This is a genomic window from Paraburkholderia sp. GAS334, assembly GCF_050436625.1.
Taxonomy (GTDB): domain Bacteria; phylum Pseudomonadota; class Gammaproteobacteria; order Burkholderiales; family Burkholderiaceae; genus Paraburkholderia.
Window position 1 is genome coordinate 388,504 of the sequence record NZ_JBNDMO010000002.1, and the last position, 15,636, is coordinate 404,139.

Annotated in this window: 19 protein-coding genes; 12 read left to right on the forward strand and 7 right to left on the reverse strand. The window is 56.5% G+C overall.

Features of this window, described 5'->3' with window-relative positions; all coding sequences use genetic code 11:
* Positions 1–75 precede the first annotated feature (75 nt).
* From P3T21_RS05125 to P3T21_RS05155, 7 genes are all read left to right on the forward strand, one after another.
* Positions 76–423 (forward strand): hypothetical protein, encoded by a 348-nt coding sequence (locus P3T21_RS05125; RefSeq protein ID WP_429254844.1) that lies wholly within the window; start codon positions 76–78, stop codon positions 421–423.
* Positions 424–698: 275 nt separating this feature from the next.
* Positions 699–1,280 carry a hypothetical protein gene (locus P3T21_RS05130; RefSeq protein WP_429254845.1) on the forward strand — a complete coding sequence of 194 codons (582 nt, stop codon included), beginning with the start codon at positions 699–701 and terminating at the stop codon, positions 1,278–1,280.
* 93 nt (positions 1,281–1,373) lie between these two features.
* Entirely contained in the window at positions 1,374–2,015 is a 642-nt protein-coding gene (locus P3T21_RS05135; protein ID WP_429254846.1) for an OB-fold protein, read from the forward strand.
* A 137-nt stretch (positions 2,016–2,152) separates the two neighbouring features.
* The gene (locus P3T21_RS05140) at positions 2,153–2,509 is read left to right on the forward strand and encodes a hypothetical protein (protein ID WP_429254847.1); all 357 of its coding nucleotides are present in this window, start codon (positions 2,153–2,155) and stop codon (positions 2,507–2,509) included.
* Between the two features lie 301 nt (positions 2,510–2,810).
* On the forward strand, positions 2,811–4,055 hold the full coding sequence (locus P3T21_RS05145) for a tetratricopeptide repeat protein (protein ID WP_429254848.1): 1,245 nt from the start codon (positions 2,811–2,813) through the stop codon (positions 4,053–4,055).
* A 20-nt stretch (positions 4,056–4,075) separates the two neighbouring features.
* A complete protein-coding gene (locus P3T21_RS05150) occupies positions 4,076–4,273 on the forward strand; it encodes a hypothetical protein (RefSeq protein ID WP_429254849.1) in 198 nt (65 codons plus the stop codon).
* A gap of 157 nt (positions 4,274–4,430) precedes the next feature.
* Complete coding sequence (locus P3T21_RS05155) at positions 4,431–5,051, forward strand: hypothetical protein (RefSeq protein ID WP_429254850.1); 621 nt, start codon at positions 4,431–4,433, stop codon at positions 5,049–5,051.
* A 246-nt stretch (positions 5,052–5,297) separates the two neighbouring features.
* On the opposite strand, the gene P3T21_RS05160 is transcribed toward P3T21_RS05155, so the two are convergent.
* Positions 5,298–5,912: a hypothetical protein gene (locus tag P3T21_RS05160; protein WP_429255165.1), complete on the reverse strand. Its 615-nt coding sequence runs from the start codon at positions 5,910–5,912 to the stop codon at positions 5,298–5,300.
* A gap of 108 nt (positions 5,913–6,020) precedes the next feature.
* Here P3T21_RS05160 and P3T21_RS05165 point away from each other — a divergent pair, with 108 nt between their 5' ends.
* Positions 6,021–6,368 carry a winged helix-turn-helix domain-containing protein gene (locus tag P3T21_RS05165; RefSeq protein WP_429254851.1) on the forward strand — a complete coding sequence of 116 codons (348 nt, stop codon included), beginning with the start codon at positions 6,021–6,023 and terminating at the stop codon, positions 6,366–6,368.
* 35 nt (positions 6,369–6,403) lie between these two features.
* Here the strand turns inward: P3T21_RS05165 and P3T21_RS05170 are convergent, their stop codons facing one another.
* The 3 genes from P3T21_RS05170 to P3T21_RS05180 all read right to left on the reverse strand — a co-directional run bounded on the left by P3T21_RS05170 (position 6,404) and on the right by P3T21_RS05180 (position 8,988).
* A complete protein-coding gene (locus P3T21_RS05170; protein ID WP_429254852.1) occupies positions 6,404–7,531 on the reverse strand; it encodes a porin in 1,128 nt (375 codons plus the stop codon).
* 264 nt (positions 7,532–7,795) lie between these two features.
* Positions 7,796–8,362 (reverse strand): tyrosine-type recombinase/integrase, encoded by a 567-nt coding sequence (locus P3T21_RS05175; RefSeq protein WP_429254853.1) that lies wholly within the window; start codon positions 8,360–8,362, stop codon positions 7,796–7,798.
* Positions 8,363–8,718: 356 nt separating this feature from the next.
* On the reverse strand, positions 8,719–8,988 hold the full coding sequence (locus tag P3T21_RS05180; protein ID WP_429254854.1) for a hypothetical protein: 270 nt from the start codon (positions 8,986–8,988) through the stop codon (positions 8,719–8,721).
* Between the two features lie 612 nt (positions 8,989–9,600).
* On the opposite strand from P3T21_RS05180, the gene P3T21_RS05185 reads away from it, so the two are divergent.
* The 3 genes from P3T21_RS05185 (at position 9,601) to P3T21_RS05195 (ending at position 11,480) form a co-directional block, all read left to right on the forward strand.
* Complete coding sequence (locus P3T21_RS05185; RefSeq protein ID WP_429254855.1) at positions 9,601–10,731, forward strand: hypothetical protein; 1,131 nt, start codon at positions 9,601–9,603, stop codon at positions 10,729–10,731.
* A gap of 88 nt (positions 10,732–10,819) precedes the next feature.
* Positions 10,820–11,260 (forward strand): DUF6641 family protein, encoded by a 441-nt coding sequence (locus P3T21_RS05190; RefSeq protein WP_429254856.1) that lies wholly within the window; start codon positions 10,820–10,822, stop codon positions 11,258–11,260.
* Positions 11,261–11,312: 52 nt separating this feature from the next.
* Positions 11,313–11,480, forward strand: a complete 168-nt coding sequence (locus P3T21_RS05195; protein WP_020067003.1) for a hypothetical protein — start codon at positions 11,313–11,315, stop codon at positions 11,478–11,480.
* Between the two features lie 145 nt (positions 11,481–11,625).
* Here P3T21_RS05195 and P3T21_RS05200 read toward each other — a convergent pair whose 3' ends face one another.
* From P3T21_RS05200 to rsmD, 3 genes are all read right to left on the reverse strand, one after another.
* Positions 11,626–12,606 (reverse strand): site-specific integrase, encoded by a 981-nt coding sequence (locus P3T21_RS05200; RefSeq protein WP_429254857.1) that lies wholly within the window; start codon positions 12,604–12,606, stop codon positions 11,626–11,628.
* A gap of 173 nt (positions 12,607–12,779) precedes the next feature.
* Entirely contained in the window at positions 12,780–13,292 is a 513-nt protein-coding gene (coaD, locus tag P3T21_RS05205; RefSeq protein WP_429254858.1) for a pantetheine-phosphate adenylyltransferase, read from the reverse strand.
* A gap of 111 nt (positions 13,293–13,403) precedes the next feature.
* Positions 13,404–14,021 carry a 16S rRNA (guanine(966)-N(2))-methyltransferase RsmD gene (gene rsmD, locus P3T21_RS05210; protein WP_429254859.1) on the reverse strand — a complete coding sequence of 206 codons (618 nt, stop codon included), beginning with the start codon at positions 14,019–14,021 and terminating at the stop codon, positions 13,404–13,406.
* 250 nt (positions 14,022–14,271) lie between these two features.
* Here rsmD and ftsY point away from each other — a divergent pair, with 250 nt between their 5' ends.
* Positions 14,272–15,627 carry a signal recognition particle-docking protein FtsY gene (gene ftsY, locus P3T21_RS05215; RefSeq protein WP_429254860.1) on the forward strand — a complete coding sequence of 452 codons (1,356 nt, stop codon included), beginning with the start codon at positions 14,272–14,274 and terminating at the stop codon, positions 15,625–15,627.
* The last annotated feature ends 9 nt before the right edge of the window (positions 15,628–15,636 follow it).

Sequence of the window (15,636 nt, forward strand, 5' to 3'; positions counted from 1 at the left end):
ACACGCTTTCACAATTTCATGTCGCTTTATCACGGCCGGTACGCAACCGCCCTCGCGAAAACGCTTAATACATCGGTGTTCGCAGCGAAGGCGCTCGACATCGGGCTGTCAACCGGAGAAATCTCGCTCGACAAACTTCACCTGCTGCTCGGTTGCAGTCGCGGTCAGGCAATCGGAGCTGCGTTCGATTTGCAAGACCACGGCCTTGTCGAGGACATCGAGTCCACGAAGAACCAGCGCGGCGAATATTTCCTCGTTCCCATCGACAAACGATGCGAAGCAGCCCGCCTGTATCGCGCGAAACTGGAACAACTGAGCCGAGATATGGGCTTGTACCATGCCCTGGAAAGAACGCTGCCATCATTGCAGGCGATTTTCATGGAAGCGCTATCTGCAATGGAAGCAAAGCAGATCAAGCGTTGACGGATGCGCCCCTTGCTCGGGCGCATGTTTTGCTCTGCTCGACCGGTACCGAGAAACCGCCGCGACCATAACTCCCCCTAACATCCAAGCGCTTCAACGCAGACGCAGCAGCACCCCTCGCTCGTAACGGCGGCTGCGCACCACGCCGACGTGGACAAAAAATTTTTGCGGCTGCCCTAAAGTTCGTCCTAACGTGGCCGAAAACCAGGTGTTGACGTTACGATGCGCGCCGAGCATTGCGTGCTCTCACCCAAACCGATATAGTTTTTATAACGATGAACCTGAGAGAAAACATAAAAACGGAACGAGTCTCACGGACCGACCGGTTGACCGAAGCGCGTCGCCCGGTCGGTCGCGTTCCCAGCGCATGGCTCGCTTGCTATCCGATCTTTCAAGATGCGCTGCGCAGCGGCGAAACAACATTTCGGGCGCTGCCAGACTACGCCAAAGCAGTGGCGCTCCGGCGCAGCGGCATCGACATGGCGGAACACGCGGTTGCATCTACAACTTTTGACGAGGTCCCTGTATCTTTCATCGAGCTCTGTACGCAATTCTTAAGCGAGGCTGTCGAGGATTACCTCGGGAGTGCCGGCAACGGGGCAAAGGGGTCAGTCGTTGGTTCCGCCATGTCGCCGCAAAGCCGCTCCGAACCGATTGCGCCCGTCAGTTATCCCCTGATTGCGAGACCTCCGTGCTTGCTTCGCCCGGGGCGTCATATCTTTATAGATAGCTGGATGCGATTTTTCGCATACCAGTCGCGCGGCGATCTCACGATTCCGTTGCTCGCGATCGACTGGCTGGACTTCCATGGCCGTCTGGAAGGTCTACTGTTCGTACCAGGATCTTGCAGGCACTAAGCGGCATAACTTGCGCGGCTCCACGCGCCCATTTGAGTATAGTTTTTATAACGATTTGAGCCTGTCTCGCGTCGACAGGTATTGGAGGATTTAATGGTTGCCTTGATTGGTTTCTTCGGTCTCTTTGCTGTAATGGCCATATGCCGCCAGCCGAACGTAAAGTTCTTCAGCGTCATTACGCTATGGAATCGCAAGCAAAAGCTCACGCCGTTGGGCTCGAAGCTCCATCTGCTCTTCTCCGTCGTTCTGCTTGCGGGTATCGCGCTGAATTTCGCGTACCGCACAATGGGTAACGCGTCCAGCGCCACACAACGATCCGCCATGACGCAGCAAGCGGTCGACGCAAGTGAGAACGATGCAACCGACGACTCCTCCAGCGACACCGCGAAGTCCGACAATACGCCTGCCCCACCGCTCCAATACTCGGAAGTCATGGCAAACGTCCTCTCCTATGATTATCAGCAAAACGAAGTGGCTGCCGACATGAAATACAAGGGGAAGCCTCTTCACGTGATCGGCCAGATTCAGAGCGTCAACAAGGACGCGTTTGACGATGTGTGGGTCGGCATCGCAACCGATAACGAATTTATGCCAATTCATGCGACGTTGGCCAAGAACTCAGAAAACCAGGCGGCGACCCTGCAAAAAGGGCTTCCTGTCGCGGTTGACTGCATCGGCGCTGGGATGGAGGTTGGCTCGCCCATGCTTGACCGCTGTGCAATCGCGGATCAATAGCTTCACTTTTTCAAAAAGCTCGAAGGAGACTCATTGAGATTACTAATCGTTCACAACCACGTCGTTCGCTGGGACAAATCAGCTACGACGTCAATGCTCTCTTTAATGAAATTAACAACCGTGTCGGGGAATAGCAAATGAACAAAGCAGGCGGAATTATCGGAATCATCGCAGGGATCTTTGGCGTGTTCGCGGCACTCACCACGCTGTTTGTCGGCGGCGTCGGCGCCGCGTTTCAGGCCGATGGTGCCTCCACCGTGGTTGGACTGGGCTGGGGAGGCGTTTTCTTCTCGTTTATCACCATCGTGTGCGGCGCGATGGCTTTCTCCAAACCCAAAGGTGCGGGCATCGCGCTTGTCGTGGCCTCGATTCTCGGATCGGTTCTCGGAGGTACGATGGTCGCGATTTGCATGGTCCTTTCGTTGATCGGCGGAATTCTCGCGATCATCGGCGCGAAAAGCAGCACTCGAGCACAAGCGCCCGTCGCCCAATAGCGCAAATCCATCATCCGGCCGGCTAGGTCCGTTCGGGGCGAGACGGCTGGCCGTCCGGCAGCAGCGTCGGAATGCCCTTCATCACCTACAGCGTGATCGGCGCACCTGCGAAATCGCCCGCGCACATCATGAAGAAGCTTTCGACAAGGTTGTGCGTGCTAGCGCATTCCAGATGATCAGACCTTGAAGCACTGCTCAGTTCTATAAAGCAGTTACAAGTGGCGTAAGGCGCGTCAGGAACTCCGCCTGAAATTGAACTCGAAATTTTTTGTATCGGCCGCACTTTCGCAGGATAAAAATAATGGACGTGAAGAAGAGCATGCTTCGAAAACTGGTTATCGCTATGACCTTGGGGGCAGTTGCCGTATTGGGGGCATGCGGGAAGAAAGGCGATGAATATGTCGGATCGTGGCACGAGCCAGGCGACCGCAGAACCTACACTATCGCCCGTATTAGCGGTGACACGTTTGAAGTCACTGACAGCGGAGTCAAGAATGGAAACCTCCCTGGGCACTACCAGAACGGCGTGCTCAACGTAGCGACCGCCCTGGGCAACATGGAGCTCAGCTACGACAAGCAGAACGACTCACTCAAAGTCAATATTCTGGGGCAGTCCCTAGGTGCGATGACGCGAATGGGGAGCGAGGATTCCAGCCGGAACAATGGCCAAAGCAGTGCAACTGCGTACACCCCGGAACAAGCCAGCGCAGGTAGTAACGACGCCCGCGTGTCAACTGCAGCGGCGGACGCACAAGCTGCGGCAGATAGCGCCGCGGAACTAGCTGCTCAAGCAGCTGGCTCCGCCGCACAGACGGAAACCAGCTCAGCCATTGTCGCCACGCAGGTCAGTAATTCAGTTGCCAGACCTGTCACCGCAGTAATTCCGCCAGCTCCGACCGCCGCCGCAGCAATTGCGCCGCCCCCCGCTGCCTCCGCAGTACTCCCGCCAGCTCCCAATGCCTCCACCGAGTCGGCTGGCCTTACGGGAAACTGCACAACCGCAGTCGATTGCGCCAAATCCATGCTCGTGTTTGCAAAATCAGAGAATCTCGCAGGCGCAATGCAGGCAGCAAGCATTATCGACTCTCTATCCAAACCTCATCGCGGTGATAGGGTAACCGCACGAAAGCTCAATTCAGACGGCCTGAATGCGCTAAACGCTTCAAAACCTGACGACGCAGTCAAATTGTTTGCCGAGGCAAATCAGTCCGATCCCGGTGACGTGGAGATCATAAGCAACCTGTCCTATGCCTATGCAGCAGACAGTCAGCTCACGAAATCCGAGGATACCGCCGTATTGGCACTCGCCATAAACCCGCGTCGGACGAGCGTTTGGGCGCCTTTGGCCGAGACCATTGCGAAGGAGGACCGGCCAGATCAAGCCGTAGAAGCCATGTGGCTGGCGTATCAGTTCTCGGGTGACAAGCAGAAAACCCTCGATTTCATTTCATCGAGAATGTCGAACGAGAGGGATCCAAAGGTGCTGAACATGTACGCGGCAAGCAAGGCGTGGTTCGTCGAAAATAAGCGACCCGATTTCCACTAAGACTTGGCCGGAAAATCGTCATGGCCCAGCTCATCCTGATCGTGTTGATCTCGATGTTCTGTCGGCGACTCATCTGGTTACTGGTCGCTTTTGCCGTCCTTGCAATTATTGGCATCGCGGCTGATGCGCACGCTGAAAGGAGAAGCGCAGTCAAATCTGCGTATCCGACGGACCTCACATCGCGCGTCGGGCTGCATCCTCCCAATACGCGTCTTTGAAATGCACGTTCCTCCTTGGGGACCGTGCATTTATCCAAGAAACCACCAATTTGCCCGGGCGCTTAAACGAAGCGCTTTTTTTGCAAGCACTGCGCGACAACACTTGCCAACCCGCCGTCTTATCGTTATAGTTTTCATAACAATGGACCTTAGAGAAATGGAGCACCTGATCCGCGCCGTCGCGGTCGACTCACTTGTCAAAGTGTCTCGCCCCGTCGGTCGCGTTTCAGCCTCGTGGCTAGCGTGCTATCCGACGTTTCATGATGCTTTGCAACATGGCGAGACAAACTTTCGAGCGCTGCCTCATTACGCCAAACTTCCGGTACTAAAGCGGGCAGCCACGAGTACAGAGGCACGAGCTGTTACATCGGCGATTCTCAACGAAGTGCGCGCTTCGTACGTTGAACTCAGCGCGACTTGTGTGATGGAAGCGGTAGAGGGTTACCTTTCAGCCGGAGCTCACATCGACAGGTCGCACGGCCTTCGTTCGACCAGCGTGCTTGACGCCATCGCCGCACAATTTCCACCAACGAGCGTGCCTCTCATTGCGAGGCAACCGTGCTTGCTGAGCCCTGGGAAAAGCATCTTCCTCGACGGCTGGGTACGATTCTTCGCATATTGGTCGCGCAACGACAAGACGATACCGCTGCTCGCAGTCGATTGGTCCACCCTGTATGAGCGTCTGTCGCAAAGCAGCGCGTTTCCGGACCGCAATCAAGTAACACCGAAACGCGAAAAGGCAGGAGCAACTGGAGCAGCGAGTGGTGAAGCCGCGTAATAAAGATGTAGCGAGCCCGAGTCCGTACACGCTCAAAAACGTCGACGCCGCAATCACTCATCTTGAGCGGGTCCTAAGCTCGGAAGGTGCGGATTCGTTATTCGCTCAAACCTACTGGCGCGGTCGAGTTCTGCAGGTAGTTGTGACGCCAGGCCTAATGCGAACGCAACAGGAACGACTGCAACGATTGCTTGATCGCATTGCCGTCTCTTAGCTGAACCGTATCCGCTCCAAGGCATCCCCGCACTATCGCAGTTGATTGTTGTAGGCGCTGTCTAGCGCCACCCGAACCCTGAACATGCCATCCATGCGAGCACGGCCCGGTTGTGCCGGCAGGAAAGCCAGAATGCCCTTCATTGTGTACAACATGATTAGCGCGCCGGTCAGGTCGCCTACGAACATGCTGAATAAGCTTTCGAACCATTTCTCCGTCGTACCGGTCAGCGCGAACCAGATGTGGTGCAGCAGCGGATTCGCCACCGAGTACGCAACGGCCAGTACGAGCAGTCGCTTCGGCGTGAGATTTGTCAGCGACGCCTTCAGGTCGTAGCGCTCCAGTGCAAGCCTGTAAACCAAATAGGGCGCCAGCGAACCCAGAATGGCTCCCGCGATTGCGCGAACCGGGTCGTGCGGAAACCAATAGAAAAAGTCCATCAGCAGACCGCCAACCAGCAGGCCAACGAACCCGTCGAACCCAACCAGCAACGTACTGAGAAGCCGAACACCGGACGGCAGGAAAATCCAGTTTATGCCTCGAACGAAAGACGTGTGAGTGAACACCTCCTGGTTGATCCACAGCGAGACCAAAAACGCGATCAGAGTCACAGTGATCGACCAGAAATGCAAACGTAAGCTAGACATTGCGGTAAACTGCCCTTCCATGTTTATTATCGAGCGAATCATAACGCGCCTGCATGTCGTCCCGCGAGCGCCTATCTTCAACAGCCCATCCTCAACAGTGCGTAAGCAATGACACGTCCTGCTGATATCTACCTGCGATTCCTGCAACTGACAGAGGCATTGCGCGGTCTGCCTACGCTTGCCGCGCTCGATCCGCTCGAAGAGCGGATACTTGAGTTTATTGCTCGCGCAACACAGACCAAGAACAGGCTGTCGGTACGGGACATGATGGCGCAAAGCGAGCTGGGGTCGCCTGCCACATTACACGCCCGAATCACATCGATGCGAGAAAAGGGCTGGATCATGCTCAGTGACACGGAGGATGCGCGGCGCAAACAAATCGAGCTGACGCAAGCCGCGCTGCGTCATTTCGACAAGCTCGGCGAAGCCTTTACGAAGGCCGCGAAGGGAACCTGACATTTCCATCTGTCGGTTTAACCGACACTATCAGGTCAGAAGAAACTCCGCATCCCTATCGCAACCCCCGTCTGATTACTCCGCCCCGGCAATTCCACGCCTGCGGCACCTGTTACCTTGTTGAAATCCACCGTGCCATAAATCTCGGTGCGCTTCGACAGCTCATACTCAGCCAGTTCAACCACGGTATATCGGCTTCCGCTGCCCAACATTCCACTAGCCGTCGCCGCGTTCCGCATGTGATCGTAGTAGAACGCGGTGGACAACAGCAACGGTGCAGCGATCCGCCACGCAAACCCGGCAAATGGCCCGTCATCGATCCGGTTCGTGTTTTTCAACTGACTGATATCTGGGATCGGCTGTTCGGCAAGCAAGGTATCAACAAGGCCCGTGTTGTCTTGTGAATGCAGCCAGCCGGCATAAAGCTTTACCCGGCGCAGTTCGTACATGAAATCGACGTTGAAGACCGTTTGCCGGTTATCCGAGTTGTCGCGTACCTGCTGAACGCCTGCCGCGACATTGAGCGGCCCATCTGAATACGACACCAGCAGGTTCGCAAGACTCCCCGCCGCGAAGCGGCCGGGGACCTGGCCCGAGAATCCATCCGCACCGCCTATCTCGTAGTTACTTCCGAAGGAATACATCGCACCGACATACAGGCTGCCGAACTGGCCCGTGTATCTGATCGAATTGTCGGCTGCGAGTCCCGCTTCGAGCGCCCACGGCAACCATGAGTTTTCCGGGTAGTTCGCATAGGTCAGCGGGTCGTATGTCGTGACCAGCTTGTCAAATAGCGGCGTGTCCTGACGGCCTAGCGTCACTGTTCCGCACCCGCCTGATAGGCCGACGTTCGCCGTGCTTCCGAGAAACCGTCCACCGTCGCTCAGCGCGCCATCCTGTGGATCGAAATTGCTCTCGATCTGGAATACAGTCTTCAGGCCGTTGCCCAGATCCTCCTCGCCACGCAACCCGACATGACTGTTGATGATCGCTCCATTCGTCATGAACAAACGACTGTCGTTCTGAGCGTTATCGTTGGTCAAATAACGCATCGTGATTTCAGTCATGCCGTACAGCGTGACCGAACTCTGGGCCGATGCGTGCTGGCAAGCCAACGCCGACGCAATGCCGCCCACCACAGCGGCAATCCGCGTATTTCTCAAGTGGTATCCCCGCGATTTCTAGTCAAGCCGCAGGCTGATGCTGCGACTATTGTGCAGCGTCCAAAACAGGCCACGCGGCGCGCGAGATAATAACCGAAGCAGGCCATCGAGAAGCAACAGGACGGATTCATCCGTGTCGCGGTGAACGCTTTAGCTCGCAGAAGCACGCAATCATGGGTCGAAAAAGCGCTTGCAGTCCGACGCTGGCGTCGCAACATGTCGATTAAATCGACATGTCTTCGTATGCGCGGCTCCAACTACCGGTTACACAAGGTCAACTGCCGCCCGTTGCATCTCGTCATTGACGTCGATGTAAACCTGCGTGGTCGAAATGTTGCGGTGTCCGGCAAGCGACATGAGCACGCGAACGCCTACGCCCTTGTTCGCCAGATTCGTGATGAACGTGCGCCGACCGGAATGACTGCTCGCCCCGTCTATGCCGACCTGCTTGTACAGCCAGTGGAAGTACTGACACAACGTGTTCCCTGTGAATCCTTCCCGCTTCTGCGTATAGAACAGCGGTTTGTCGGTCAACCGACACTTGATCGTCGCGATGTACGACGCCAGTTCCTTGCGAAGTCGCTGGCCAATAAACACAGTTCGCGCATGGCGTCCCTTCGTCTGTTCGGCAAGTAGACGGATTTCCGATTTAATCGAACCGTCCGCATTTAGCACGTCACCAATGCGCAGCGCTGCGACCTCGCCCACACGCATACCTGCCCAATGCGTCATGAGCAGCATGGCCCTGTTGCGTGCTGCATGCCGGTGCAGCGACACGTAGGTCAGCACCTGCTTGAGTTCTTTTTCGGTCAAGGTCTTTGCCTGCGCCACGTCCTGATCTCCGAATGCAATGAATTTCCTGCACCGGAGGATGTGTTCTTTGGTTATGGAAATCAACAACCGCGTGACTTGCGTGCGGGGTCAGAAGAAACAAGCACTTACGCGAAAAGCAAAGCTTTTTGCTATTTGCTTTGGTTTCACACCATTGAAGTTCGACAACACTCCGTCGAAGCTACAGACCGCCAAAACTCAACTTGCATGTCGCCTCAGGCGGTGATTTTGACTTCGCCGAACTGTACCAGCGGCGCGCTGTCATCGAACGCAGCGTAGGTTTCGTCTGCATCACCTCACCGTTTGCCTCTATGCGTCCTCTTGAGTTTTGCAAAGCAATCGCGTGTGCTTCGATCTCAGATTCCTTCGAATTCTTCCTGGAATGACCACGCGTCCTTCGTGTCCTCGAACAGCAATCTGGCTTTCTGCGACTGGGACCAAAGAAGTACTTCGACGCGAATATCCTTCTTACGCAGCCATTGCGATATAGCCGTCCGGTACGCCATAAATGCTTCCGCAGTCGTTGTGAGATACATCTTCGGCATGTTGCTTCCCAACACAACTCCGACTGCTCTCGTCACGTCGTTTTCGACGTTGATATCTATTTGTTCTATCGTGTCTATCATCACGTTTTCCTTTATCAGCGAGATCACCGGTTTAGATATTTATATCGACACGTGCCGCGATACCACCCGAGAAACTCATATTGGCATCCAACGTGCCTATTGAGGGGTTTCACCGCCTAACTCCAAAAATCCCTTCGCGGATCTCGAAATCCAACGTAACTCAATGGTATACAATAGGGTGTAGATGTGGCGATGGTAATCTTTAATCATCAAACCAGCCACATCCTCACGAAACAATCAACGAGTTGTTCCCTAAGAATTTCAGAAGTATCCCAGACATACTCCGGTGAAGTATTCCTCGGACAGAGCTCGAGCGGCGTCTACGAAAACCACTATAATGATATCTGGTGGATACCAGCCTAATCGCTTCCCAAGATGTTGGATTGCCCTAATTCGCGCAGCACCTTAGATAAATAAGATAGCGGTACGCGCAACGCGTATTCGCTCAATTGTTGCTGTTCTGTTTTGCGTAGGTTCTTTGGGGAAACTGTGGTGGTTTCCCCGTTTCCCTGGAACACCTCGGAATCGCGCTATTCAATGTGATCTGGGCGAGTTTTATAAATAACCAGAAGAACGCGACCTAACCAGCCGCACACAATAACAAGAACAACAATGACAACAGCATCCTTTTCAGGTACATACGTACCCAATCTTGATAATCCCAAGTACAAAGAGCGCACACTGAAGCGCATCAAGCAGGCAGTCGGCTGGGCTATGGCCGTACTCGGTGACGAGCCACGCGAGCTAGCTAAAAACTGGATCGACGAAAACCTAGGACAACAGCAAAAGCCCTTGTCCCAATGGCTTCGCGCCAAGCTGCTGCTGTGCGCAGACAGTCACTATGCTTTTGGCTCAGACAGCGCGTCGTGCAAAAAATATACACTTAATATCGCGGGTGTTAAAGAAGTACGATCAGTCTTGCAGGGAGCAGAACCGATACCGGCTGAATCGCTTCTCGCAAAACCAACAGCAGATACAGACGAAGCCTATGATTTGAAGCTCGTTCAGTACTGGGTCATGCATGCGTATGGTGCAGAGATGCAAACGCTAGAATTTAACTACCAAGAGAAAGAGAGCGCGAGACTTTGGCATCCGCTGCAAAATCTTCGTAAAGCGGCCAAGGAGCAAGTTTGGAACGCGGTCGGTCTCAAATACAACTACGATATCAAGGCGTGTGCCCCGACCCTGATTCTGCAACACGCACAAGAACTTGGTATGGACGAGTGGCTTCGAGGCATTGACGACTATCTGAAGAACACTGCGGATTTCCGCAAGCACATCGCAGACATCACAGATATACCGTTGAAAGACGCGAAGGCACTAGTAAATGCGCTGTTTTGCGGCGCTAAACTCGGCGCAAGCGAAAAATTCGCTTTGTTCGAACTTGTCGGTTTTGATCGCGAGAAGATCACGACCCTTCAAAACGACGCACGCCTGACCAATCTACGCGAAGATATTAGAGTTTGCTGGAAAGCAATTGAGCCAACTATGCCAATAGCACGCACCGATACAGGACGCAAACTTCCCCTTACCTCACGTCGAAAATGGAACCGTTACTTCGAGCTAGAACGCCGAGTGCTGAATGTCATCCGTGCAGAATTGAAGAATGCGGGAGTTAAGTGCTTTCTGGAACACGACGGCTGGCGTTCTGATACAGCTATTGACTTAAATCACATGGAAGACTTAGTGATTCGGGAAACTGGTTATCGAATTACACTAGTTGCGGAGACCGAGACTCCATGATTGTGCGCGAACGGGTTTGATTCTTTTCTTGATCTCTTCGCAACCGGAACGCATCCTCTCCTGCATATACACAACACAGGAGAGTTATATGAGCCTCAACAATCTGAAGCTGGTAGCAACGAAACGTCCCGGTGCTTTGCCGCAAATCGTGCAGCGCCGTAACCGCCTGATCGCGAAAATCTGGGAGCAAACGGAACTTGCGAAAGCGCAACAGGAAGGAAAGCCTTTCCAGCCAACACGCTTCCGCTCAGTAAAAGATGCAGAAACCGGCGAACGTCGCAATGTCGAAGGCCTCAAGCGTGTTCGTGCATGGTGGTTCACTGCCGAAAACGGCAAGCTCTGTATGTCTGTCCGCTATGGTGCCAAGACGCTCGAACTGGCGAAGGGCAAATCGGCCATCGAGGTTGGCACAATCAATGAGTTGATCCCGACACTTGATGCGCTGAAGGCTGCCGTTGCAGCCGGCGAACTGGATACGCAGCTCGAAGCCGTTAGTGCAACGATGCGCTCCGGCTTCGCAGCAAAATGACCGGCAACGCTACTTCCTCGCGTTCATAAATATCGGCGAGGAGGTAGCAATCATGCGATACATCGAAATCATCGGAGAAGTCGATCTGCAGAAACAGCAGGTCGACGCACAAAAGAAAGCGGCCAAGCGTGCAACGCGAGCCGCAAAGACTGCAGACCTGCGTCTGAAACTGCAGAAGACGCAACAGCAACTCGCAAAGCTCAACTCTAAGCCAATTTGAGACGTTGAACGGCCCACATCGCTCTTTGATTTGCCGACGACGCATTCAAAGGGCGAGTCTCAAAGACAACAACTTTTCCCCGCGTTTCCGTGTTTACGCTGTACACGACTTTGTAGAGCGAACAGCAGACAGATCCTTTTCGTTCTCAGCCGAGCTTTTGAGCTAGCTCGCTTGCAGACACATGGTAATACCGCTTCAGCATTTGCACGTTGGAATGTCCTGTTACCGATGCGAGTTCGATCACGTTCGGCAATTTCTTCGCAAGCTTCGTCGTTGCCATGTGTCGCAGATCGTGAAAGTGAAAATCTTCGATACCAGCACGTTTGCATGCCCGCGGCCATGCACACAACACGACGTTCTGGCTGATCGGGATAACACGCTCGTCAACACGCTCCAGACTTTCCAGAATCGCGATGGCTGCGCTACTGAGCGGCACATATCGGTCTTTCCCGTTTTTTGTCGTCGGTAGATAGGCAGTGCGCTCTTCGAAATCAACGCGTTTCCATTCGAGCGAGAGCAACTCGCCCTGCCGCATCGCCGTTTCAAGCGCAAGCTTCGCGAGCGGCACAAGCCACTTGCTCCGCAACTCGTGGCGCTCTGCATTCAGTTCATGCAACAGCCGTTCAAGCTCCACAGGTTTCAGTATGCGGCTTCTACCAGGAGGCAATCGCGGCTTCTTCACAAGCTTTGCCGGATTGTTGATGCTAAGACCCCATTCACGCTGCGCGTGCGTGATAACGGCGCTGATCGTCGCCAGTTCGCGGCAGACACACGCGTTAGACGCGTCTTTGAGACGGTGATCGCGGTAATCGGCCAGCACGCTCGTCGTGAGATTCCGGATGCTGTACGCAGCAATCTTGTGGCGCATCATTTTGCCGATCCGGTATTCCTCACTCCGCCTGCTTCGCTTTGTCTGGGTGACCGACATTTTGTAACGCTCCAGCAGATTACGAAATGTAATGTCGGTTGTGCCTGCTGGATCGACCCACGTTCCATCGTCCATCGCAGCTTCGATTGCACGGGCCCAAACCTGCCCTTCGCCTTTTGTCGAAAACGACTTATATTGCGCCGGAAATCCTTTTCGGCAAATTTTTACTTGCCAACGGCCGTTGCATTTGAGTTGCAAGAGGGTAATTTCTGGCAATTGGAAAAGCTAGAAGCCTTAATGGACGGTTGGCACAAAAATTGCTTAGGACAACCAATTGATGCACTCGTCGGTAATCATCAAGGCCATGCTTCTTCTCACTTCGCGCCGGCAACGGGCCGACTGTCATTCCGCAAGCCGCTAGTTTACGCCGCTTACGGTTGGGCTGCCTGGTCCGGCTCGAGTCCGAGCGCCGCGACCTTTTCCTGCAGCCATTTTTCGACCGACGGGAACACGAACTTGCTCACATCACCGCCCAGCTGCGCAATCTCGCGGACGATCGTGCCCGAAATGAACTGGTACTGGTCGGACGGCGTCATGAACATCGTTTCGACGTCCGGCAGCAGATAGCGGTTCATGCCGGCCATCTGAAACTCATACTCGAAGTCCGACACGGCGCGCAGGCCGCGCACGATCACGCGCGCGTTGTTCGTCCGGACAAAGTCCTTCAGCAGCCCCTTGAAACTCATCACCTGCACGTTCGGATAGTGGCCTAGCACTTCGTGCGCGATATCGAGGCGTTCTTCGAGCGTGAAGAAGGGTTTCTTGTTACGGCTGTCGGCGACACCGACCACCAGCGTATCGAAAATGCTCGACGCGCGCCGAACGAGGTCTTCGTGACCGCGCGTCAGCGGGTCGAATGTGCCCGGGTACACGGCGACTACCATGAGACTTCTCCTCTCTGTTCACTGGGACGGGCAGTTCAGCGCCCGTGAGATGCTTCTGCCAGGGGTCGCGCGCGTGACGGCAGCCGTCCGGCGCTTGTTATGGAAGGCGCATTATTCCTCATTTTCGCGCTGCAGCAAATGATAGTGAACCGCGCCCGCCTTGCCCTGGCGGACGATGGTCCAGCCTGCCAGCGCCTCTGTCTGTGCGATGTCGAGCGCTTCGCCCGCTTCGACGTACAGGAAGCCTTCGGCGCTCACGAGCGGCACGGCGAGCGTCAACGCGCGCTCGAGCAGGTCGGCATCGAACGGCGGATCGAGGAACACGACGTCGAACGAGCCGGGCGCCAGGCTCGCCGCGAGGCGCAGCGCGTCGGCTTCGGCGATTTCGATGGCGCGCGCAGCCAGTTTGGCCTGATTCGCGCGCAACTGGCCGGCGGCGCGCCCACTGCGCTCGACCATCAGCACACGCGCCGCGCCGCGGGACGCCGCTTCGAAACCGAGCGCGCCGCTGCCGGCAAAGAGATCAAGGCAGCGCAGGCCGTCGAGGCGCTGGCCGAGCCAGTTGAAGAGCGTTTCGCGCACGCGGTCGGGCGTCGGACGCAGGCCGTCGAGATCGAGCACCGGCAGCGGCGTGCGCTTCCAGTCGCCGCCGATGATGCGGATTGCGTGCGGCGCCTTGCTGCGGCCTGAGGATGCGCCATGCGCGCGGGAAGGAGAGGATCGGGGCATGCGGAAATCGTCTTGCGTGGAGAGCGCCCGCGTCTGCGACGGCGGGCCGGAGCGCCAACGTTACCACAGGCCCGCGCTGCCCCGCCGCTGCCACGGTCGCGGCTTTGGCACGACGTCCGGCGACGGGCCCGGGCGCGCCTGATAAAATGTCCGGCTTCCAGCGCCTTGCATCCCGCATTGCCACGCTGCCTGCCGCTGTCGCCTGGTCCCGCGTCGCGGGAATCGGCGCGCGCTCTCACCACGCCAGATCATGTTCAGCTTTTTCAAACGATTCAAGGGCTCGAAAACGTCCGACACCGTGCCGCAGGAAGCGCCTGCGGAGCAGGAGCAGGAACAGGTTGCGGCTGAAGTGGCGCCGGCTCCGGTTCCAGCGCCTGCCCCTGTCGTCGCGCCGGCAGCGCCTGCTGCCGCGCCGGTAACCCCTACCGCATCGACACCTGTGGCGCCTGCTGCGCCGTCTTCCGCGCCCGTTACGCCTGCGGCTCCCGTCGACCGCGCTGTGTCGCAAGCGCAGACAGCGCCGGCCCCGGCACCCGCTGCCGAACAGTCCAGGCCCGCTACGGCATTTACCGCGCCCACCGCCCAACAGTCACCGCAACCCGTAGCACGGTCCGCGCCGTCCGTATCCGCAACGCTGGCCGCAGAACCTGAAGCCGACGAAGAAACCGTCGAAATCGTCCCGCCGCCCGCGCCGGAGCCGGCCGCAAAGAGATCCTGGCTGACGCGCCTCAAAACCGGCCTGTCGAAGACGAGTTCGAGCCTGACAGGCATCTTCGTCGGCGCGAAGATCGATGAGGACCTGTACGAGGAACTCGAAACCGCGCTGCTGATGTCCGACGCGGGCGTCGACGCCACCGAATTCCTGCTTGAGTCGTTGCGCGAAAAGGTCCGCGCCGAGCGCCTGACCGATCCGCAACAGGTGAAGACCGCGCTCCGCTCGCTTTTGATCGACCTGCTGAAGCCGCTCGAAAAGTCGCTGATGCTAGGCCGCGCGCAGCCACTCGTGATGATGATCGCGGGCGTCAATGGCGCCGGCAAGACCACCAGCATCGGCAAGCTGGCGAAGCATCTGCAGCGCTTCGATCAGTCAGTGCTGCTCGCCGCCGGCGACACGTTCCGCGCCGCCGCGCGCGAGCAGCTGGCGATCTGGGGCGAGCGCAACAACGTGACCGTCGTCGCGCAGGAAAGCGGCGATCCGGCCGCAGTGATCTTCGATGCCGTCGGCGCCGCGCGTGCGCGCAAGATCGACGTGTTGATGGCCGACACTGCAGGCCGTCTGCCGACGCAATTGCATCTGATGGAAGAACTGCGCAAGGTGAAACGCGTGGTCGGCAAGGCGCTGGATGGCGCGCCGCACGAAGTCCTGCTCGTCATCGACGCGAACACCGGACAGAACGCACTCGCCCAGGTCAAGGCCTTCGACGACGCGCTCGGCCTGACCGGCCTCATCGTCACCAAGCTCGACGGCACCGCGAAGGGCGGCATTCTGGCGGCGATCGCACGGCAGCGTCCCGTACCGGTGTACTTCATCGGCATTGGCGAGAAGGTCGAGGATCTGCAGCCGTTCAGCGCCGAAGAATTCTCCGACGCGTTGCTCGATTTCTGACACCGTCCG